Below are 6743 nucleotides of genomic sequence, written 5' to 3'. Positions count from 1 at the left end.
GCCCCCACCTCCCGCCTGACCGTCCGTCGATCATAAGTTGTTGCCCCGACACGCCGTCGGCGAGGACGACAACTTCATGATCAACCGGGGGTGCGGGTCTCGGCAGGGGTTAGGGGGTGCGGGCGGCTTGGGCTCGGGCGGTCAGCTCGGCGGCCAGGGCCCACGCCTCGGCGAGGTCCCGGTCCTGGGCGGTGGCGCCGGCACCGCCGGCGGTGTCCGCGTGTACGGAGGCCAGCCCCAGACGGCGCTGGACCGGCCCCTGCACCACGCGCACGCTCTGAATCCGGGCGTACGGCACGATCACCAGTTGCCGGGTGAGTCGACCGGACCGGGTGGCGAACACCCGCTCGAACAGACCCGCGCCGAACGCGCCGCGGCCCAGCGGGTGCAGCCAACGGGTCCGGCGCGGCGGCGGACTCAGCGTGAGCGAATCGAGGCGTACCCCCGGCAGCACCTCGGCGACGATCACCGCCGCCGTCGGTAGGTCGCCGACCGGTAGCAGCCGGTCGGGGCGGTTGCGATCATCGGCCTCGGCGACGGAGTAACCGGCCACCTCCAGGCGCAGCCGCAGCCAGCCGTTCACCCGCCACAACAACGGCCAGGTGGCCCGCACGGTCTGCACCCGCTCCAGCGGCACCGTCTGCGCTCGCGTCTCCAGCAGACCGTTGTGCACCCGCAGCGTGCCGCCGTCCCGGGCCAGCCGGAAGTTCCAGTCGTCAAGGACCCGACGGATCGGTTGCAGCAGCACACCGGCCATCGCGGTCAACGTGCTCGCCACCGCGACGAAGGACCACGACCCCGCGGTGAGGAACTGCACCACGACGAAGGCCACACCGAACGGAAGCAGGAACGCCTGCGGGGTGAGGAGCTGACTGACCAGCAGGGTCTGGTTGCGTACCGCGTGCAGCTGTCGACCCGGCGCGGCCGCCGGAGCCGTCGCCACGCCCGGGGCGACCGGGTGCTCCGGCGTGGGTGTCTGCGCCACCCGCCCGGCCAGCGCCAGCAGACGCTCGCGCAGCACCGCCGCGTCGGCCACCCCGAGGTACGCCAGCGGCGCCTCGGTCTTGCCCCCGCCGACCACCTCCAGGCGCAGCTCCGCCAGGCCGGTGAGCTGGGCGAGCAGCGGCCGGACCACCTCCACGGCCTGTAGTCGTTCCAACGGGATCGCCCGGGTACGCCGCCAGAGCAGCCCCTCGTACACCCGTAGCTCACGACCCACCACGTGGTAGCCGGTGTTGTACCAGCTGATCACCGACAGCACTGTCGCGCCGAGCGCCAGCACCGCCACCATGGCGGCGAACCAGCCGAAGCCCACCCGGGACAGCGTCGACCAGGACAGACCGGCGATCACCACGACGAGCGACTTGGCACCGTGCAGGGCCGGGCTGAGCGGGTGCAGTCGCTGCCGGGGCTCGCCCCCGCCCCCGCCGGGCGGTGCCGGCCAGGCGTCGGGCGTTCCCGGCGGGATCGGTCCGTGCGCTTCCGGGCCGACCGGTGGCACCGGCCCGGCCGGCACCGGGCCGGTGGGTGGAACGGTGCTCGGCTCGGCGGGGCTGTCGCTCATCGGGTCGGTCCTCGGCCCGGTCGGCGGTCGGCCGCCCGGGTGCTCACAGCCCCTCCGCCCGGTCCTCGCCGAGCGCGGTGAGCCGGTCGCGGAGCCGGGACGCCTCGGCCGGGCGCAGTCCGGGCACCCGGGCGTCGCTCGCCGCCGCCGCGGTGTGCAGCTGCACGGTGGCCAGGTCGAAGGCGCGTTCCAACGGCCCGGCGCTCACGTCGACGAACTGCATCCGCGAGTACGGCACGATGGAGAGCCGGCGGACCAGCAGCCCGTGCCGGACCAACAGGTCGTTCTCCCGCTCGGCGTACCCCCACGCCCGGACCGCCCGGACGACGGTGATGGCCCGCCACGCCCCGAGCAGCACCACGACGGCGAGCGCGAGCCCGAACAGCCAGTGCCCGCTCAACGCCCAGCCCACCGCCGTCACCGCCAGCCCGATGGCGAGCACGACCGCCAGCCGGATCAGCTCCACCCAGATCAGGTCGGTGGAGATCGGCTGCCAGGAGACCGTGTCCGGCCAGGGCTCCAGCGGGCCTTGGCCGCCCGGAGCGGCGGTCAACAGAGCGTTGGACGCGCCGGGGTCGGCTGGCAGGAGGCCGGGCGCCGGCAGGTCGGGCGCACGCTGGTCGGCGGTGCGGCCGGGCCGGTGACCGGGTGGCGGCAGCGCGCCCGGTGGCAATGGCGCGGGCGACGAGACGTCGGGCGCGGCGGGCTCCGGGCCGAGCGTGCCGGGTGCCGGGAACGCGCCGGGCGGCGGCTCGACGCCGGGTGGTGCGGTGGCCGGGCTGGGCGGCCAGGACGGGGAGGTGGGGCCGGGGGAAGCCGGTGGGTCGCCGCTCACGTGTCGAGCGTAGGCGATCCGGGCACCGCGGTGATGGCTCGCAGGAAGCCCCGGGCGTCCAGGAAGTCGCCGAGGGTGCCCCGGTGCTCGGCGCAGGCCAACCAGGTCTTGCGCCGATCGGCGTCGTGCAGCCGGGGGTTGTTCCACTCCAGCGCCCAGACGGCGGCGGCGCGGCAGCCCCGGGCCGAACAGACCAGGGCCTCGGCGGCGGGGGAGGGGTTGCTCATCCCGGCCAGTCTAGGGCGGCGGGATGGAAAGCTTGAGCGCCGGGCGACCACGGGGGGAGTCGCCCGGCGACGGGTGAATCGTACACGCGGCGGGCCGGTCCGTGCACACCCAAGATGCGCGATTCGGCTGCTGGGGACGGCGCGGCCAAAATCGGCTTCTCCCCACTCCGGCACTCAGCAAGGCGTGCGAGTCTTGTTACCGCACCTGCCGCGACGACAAAGAAACGCTGTGGAGGACCGGTGGCCCAGCCGACCATGCCCGACGCCCCGACGCCGAACGGGGCGGCACCGCAGACACCCGCGCCGGTGACCACACCCGCGCAGGACGCCACCCTGCTGGAGAAGGCGCTGTTCGAGATCAAACGCGTGATCGTCGGGCAGGACCGGATGGTGGAGCGGATGTTCGTGGCGCTGCTCGCCCGTGGTCACTGCCTGCTCGAAGGGGTGCCCGGGGTGGCCAAGACCCTGGCCGTGGAGACCCTCGCCAAGGTCGTCGGCGGGTCCTTCGCCCGGGTGCAGTTCACCCCGGACCTGGTGCCGGCCGACATCATGGGCACCCGGATCTACCGGCAGTCGAGTGAGAAGTTCGACGTCGAGCTGGGCCCGGTCTTCGTCAACTTCCTGCTCGCCGACGAGATCAACCGGGCTCCGGCGAAGGTGCAGTCCGCGCTGCTGGAGGTGATGAGCGAGCGGCAGGTCTCCATCGGCGGGGAGAGCCACCGGGTGCCCGACCCGTTCCTGGTGATGGCGACGCAGAACCCGATCGAGCAGGAGGGCGTCTACCCGTTGCCGGAGGCGCAGCGGGACCGGTTCCTCATGAAGATTGTGGTGGGTTACCCCACCGACGCGGAGGAGCGGGAAATCGTCTACCGGATGGGCGTCGCCCCGCCCGAACCGACAGCGGTGTTCGACACCCCCGAGCTGATCGCCCTGCAACGCAAGGCGGACGGGGTCTTCGTCCACAACGCCCTGGTCGACTACGCGGTCCGGCTGGTGCTGGCCACCCGCGCCCCCGCCGAGCACGGCATGCCCGACGTGGCGCAACTGATCCAGTACGGGGCCAGCCCGCGCGCCTCCCTGGGCCTGGTCCGGGCGACCCGCGCGCTGGCGCTGCTGCGCGGGCGGGACTACGCCCTGCCGCAGGACGTGCAGGACATCGCGCCGGACATCCTGCGGCACCGGTTGGTGCTCAGCTACGACGCGCTCGCCGACGACGTACCCGCCGACCACATCGTGCACCGGGTGATGTCGACGATCCCGCTCCCGGCGGTCGCGCCCCGGCAGCAGGCCACCCCGTCGTCGACCGTGCCGCCGCCGGGCGCAGGCTGGCCCGGGCAGCGGCCGTGACCTCACCCACCCCTCGTCCCGCCCCCCTCGCCGACCGTAGCGAGGCCGTGCTGTCCCGGCTGCAACTGCTGGTCACCCGCAAGCTCGACGGTCTGCTCCAGGGCGACTACGCCGGCCTGCTGCCCGGTCCGGGCAGCGAGGCGGGGGAGTCCCGGGAGTACCGTCCCGGCGACGACGTGCGCCGGATGGACTGGCCGGTCACGGCCCGGACCACCACACCGCACGTGCGGCGTACGGTCGCCGACCGGGAGCTGGAGACCTGGCTCGCGCTGGACCTCTCCGCCAGCCTGGACTTCGGCACCGGCCAGTGGCTCAAGCGGGAGGTCGTGGTGGCCGCCGCAGCCGCCATCACCCACCTGACCGTGCGTGGCGGTAACCGGATCGGCGCCGTGATCGGCACCGGCGGCGGGGTGGCCGCGCCGGCCCGGCGTTGGCGGGGCGGGGCACCGCCGGTCGGGCCCGGGGTGCTCACCCGGCTGCGGCCCGCTCCGGCCGCAAGGAGGCGCAGGGTCTGCTTCGTACTGTCGCCGGCACCACCATCCAGCCCGGCCGTGGTGACCTGGGTGCGCTGATCGAGATGCTCAACCGTCCGCCCCGCCGGCGCGGGGTGGTCGTGGTGGTCTCCGACTTCCTCGCCCCGCCCGAGCAGTGGGCGCGATCGTTGCGCAAGCTGCGGGTCCGCCATGACGTGCTGGCGATCGAGGTGGTCGACCCGCGTGAGCTGGAGCTGCCCGACGTGGGCGTGTTGCCGGTGGTCGACCCGGAGAGCGGCGAGCTGCACGAGGTGCAGACCGCCGACCCCCGGCTGCGGCAGCGCTACGCCGATGCCGCCGCCGCCCAACGGGCCGCGATCGCCGCCGCCCTGCGCGGGGCCGGCGCTGCCCACCTGCGTCTGCGTACCGACCGAGACTGGCTGCTGGACATGGTGCGATTCGTGGCCGCGCAGCGGCACGCGCGCACCCGGGGGACGACACGATGATCCGTTTCATGCAACCGTGGTGGCTGCTGGCTGTGCTGCCGGTGTTCGCCCTCGCCGCGTTCTACGTCTGGCGGCAGCTGCACCGCCGGGCGTACGCGATGCGGTTCACCAATGTGGACCTGCTCCGTACGGTGGCGCCGAAGGGTCTGGGTTGGCGTCGGCACGTCCCGGCGACCGCGTTCCTGCTCTGCCTGCTGGTGCTGGCCACCGCGCTGGCCCGGCCGGCGGTGGACACCAAGGAGCCGCTGGAGCGGGCCACCGTGATGCTCGCCATCGACGTGTCGTTGTCGATGCAGGCCGACGACGTGGCACCGAACCGGCTGGAGGCGGCGCAGGAGGCGGCCAAGCAGTTCGTCAGCGAGCTGCCGGAGAGCTACAACCTGGGGCTCGTGTCGTTCGCCAAGGCGGCCAACGTGCTGGTGCCGCCGGGCAAGGACCGGGATGCGGTGACCAGCGCCATCGACGGCCTGGTGCTGGCCGAGGCGACAGCCACCGGAGAGGCCGTGTTCACCTGTCTGGAGGCGATCCGCGGGGTGCCGGCTGACGGCGCGGCGGGCATCCCGCCGGCGCGGATCGTGCTGCTCTCCGACGGTTTCCGCACCTCCGGCCGGGCGGTGGAGGAGGCGGCCGCGGCCGCGCAGGCGGCGAACGTTCCGGTGTCCACCATCGCCTTCGGCACGGACACCGGTCAGGTCGACATCGGTGGGCAGTTGCAGCGGGTGCCGGTGGACCGGTTGGCCCTGGCGGAGCTCGCCGAGACCACCGAGGGCTACTTCTACGAGGCAGCTTCGGTGAGCGAGCTGAAGCAGGTCTACCAGGACATGGGCAGCTCGATCGGGTTCCGCACCGAGCCGCGTGAGGTGACCCAGTGGTACGCCGGGGTGGCGTTGCTGCTGGCGCTCTGCGCGGGCGCGCTCAGTCTGCTCTGGTCGTCCCGGATGCTCTGACCGGCGAGCCGGCGGCGGTCAGCGCCGCCGCCGGCACGCGGCGATCAGCGCCAGCGAACGGCGGTCAGTGCCCGCCGCCGGCGAGGACGAAGACGATGGCCACCCAGACGGCGGCGAGAGTGAAGCCCAGCGGGGCGACGTAGCGGCTCATGGACGGCTCCGGGTGGCGGCTGGACGGTCCGCGTGCGGGGGCGGACCGCAGGGGGTGGGGACGCGCACACGAAGTCGTGACCGGGCGGCTCCCGGCGACGCCCGGAACTCGGGCGGCGCGGCACACGCACCTCGGCGGGAGCCGAAGCGGCGGGGGAGCGGAGCGGGGTCAGCTCACCGGACTGAGTCGTGGCTCAGCGGGACTGACCATCGGCCCGGCCACGACTGGGAGGATCGCTATCTCGCACAGCGATCACCTCCTGCGGGTCGGGCGGGCCGGAACGTCGATGATCGTACACCGGCGCTGCCGGCGGAACACACTCGGCCGACCGGCCGGCGATGCCTCCACCGCCCGGTCCGCGAGGCGATCCCGGCTGGCCCGCCCGAACGACCGTGACCAGCACCGCGGCGAGCAGCGGCAGCCAGCAGCAGCGGGCCAGCACCCAGAGCGGGCCGGCCGGGTCGGTGTGCAACCCGGGCAGGCGCAACCCGCCGCGGGCGGTGAGCACTGTCACCGCCACCAGCACCGGCTGGTGCCACAGGTAGATCCGGACCGCGAGCCGATTCACCTCGGCCACCGCCCGGCCCGGCAGCGGGCGGGCCAGCAGGCGTTCCAGCGCCGGCCGGGCCAGCAGCCCCAGCCCGACCTGGCGACCGCCAGCGCCACGACCAGCAGCGACGGCGGGTTCAGGTT

General features: G+C 73.9%; 5 protein-coding genes and 2 pseudogenes. 3 read left to right on the top strand and 4 right to left on the bottom strand.

Annotated features, from left to right (window positions below; translation table 11 throughout):
- Window positions 1-109: 109 nt before the first annotated feature.
- The 3 genes from JM949_RS32160 to JM949_RS32150 form a co-directional block, all read right to left on the bottom strand.
- Entirely contained in the window at window positions 110-1564 is a 1455-nt protein-coding gene (locus JM949_RS32160; RefSeq protein WP_203151847.1) for a PH domain-containing protein, read from the bottom strand.
- Window positions 1565-1607: 43 nt separating this feature from the next.
- Window positions 1608-2150, bottom strand: a complete 543-nt coding sequence (locus JM949_RS32155; RefSeq protein WP_203151848.1) for a PH domain-containing protein — start codon at window positions 2148-2150, stop codon at window positions 1608-1610.
- 245 nt (window positions 2151-2395) lie between these two features.
- Window positions 2396-2626 (bottom strand): hypothetical protein, encoded by a 231-nt coding sequence (locus JM949_RS32150; protein ID WP_203151846.1) that lies wholly within the window; start codon window positions 2624-2626, stop codon window positions 2396-2398.
- A gap of 240 nt (window positions 2627-2866) precedes the next feature.
- Between JM949_RS32150 and JM949_RS32145 the strand changes: the two genes are divergently transcribed.
- The 3 genes and pseudogenes from JM949_RS32145 (at window position 2867) to JM949_RS32135 (ending at window position 5899) form a co-directional block, all read left to right on the top strand.
- A complete protein-coding gene (locus tag JM949_RS32145; protein WP_203151845.1) occupies window positions 2867-3973 on the top strand; it encodes an AAA family ATPase in 1107 nt (368 codons plus the stop codon).
- A pseudogene (locus JM949_RS32140) lies at window positions 3952-4952 on the top strand (DUF58 domain-containing protein). Before JM949_RS32145 ends, JM949_RS32140 begins: the two are co-directional and overlap by 22 nt.
- The gene (locus JM949_RS32135) at window positions 4949-5899 is read left to right on the top strand and encodes a VWA domain-containing protein (protein ID WP_203151844.1); all 951 of its coding nucleotides are present in this window, start codon (window positions 4949-4951) and stop codon (window positions 5897-5899) included. The pseudogene JM949_RS32140 and the gene JM949_RS32135 overlap by 4 nt, the downstream one beginning before the upstream one ends.
- Window positions 5900-6243: 344 nt before the next feature.
- On the opposite strand, the pseudogene JM949_RS32130 reads toward JM949_RS32135, so the two are convergent.
- Window positions 6244-6743 (bottom strand): annotated as a pseudogene (locus JM949_RS32130) (hypothetical protein); the annotation flags it as partial.

Source organism: Micromonospora tarensis (genome assembly GCF_016803395.1).
Lineage (GTDB): Bacteria > Actinomycetota > Actinomycetes > Mycobacteriales > Micromonosporaceae > Micromonospora > Micromonospora tarensis.
Note: the sequence above shows the minus strand (reverse complement) of the source record. Positions and strands in the feature narration are given on the sequence as shown.

Bases quoted from the DNA above. Each gene is read 5' to 3' on its own strand.
- JM949_RS32135 (WP_203151844.1), top strand. From the start codon at position 4,949: ATGATCCGTTTCATGCAACCGTGGTGGCTGCTGGCTGTGCTGCCGGTG.
- JM949_RS32160 (WP_203151847.1), bottom strand. From the start codon at position 1,564: ATGAGCGACAGCCCCGCCGAGCCGAGCACCGTTCCACCCACCGGCCCG.
- JM949_RS32150 (WP_203151846.1), bottom strand. From the start codon at position 2,626: ATGAGCAACCCCTCCCCCGCCGCCGAGGCCCTGGTCTGTTCGGCCCGG.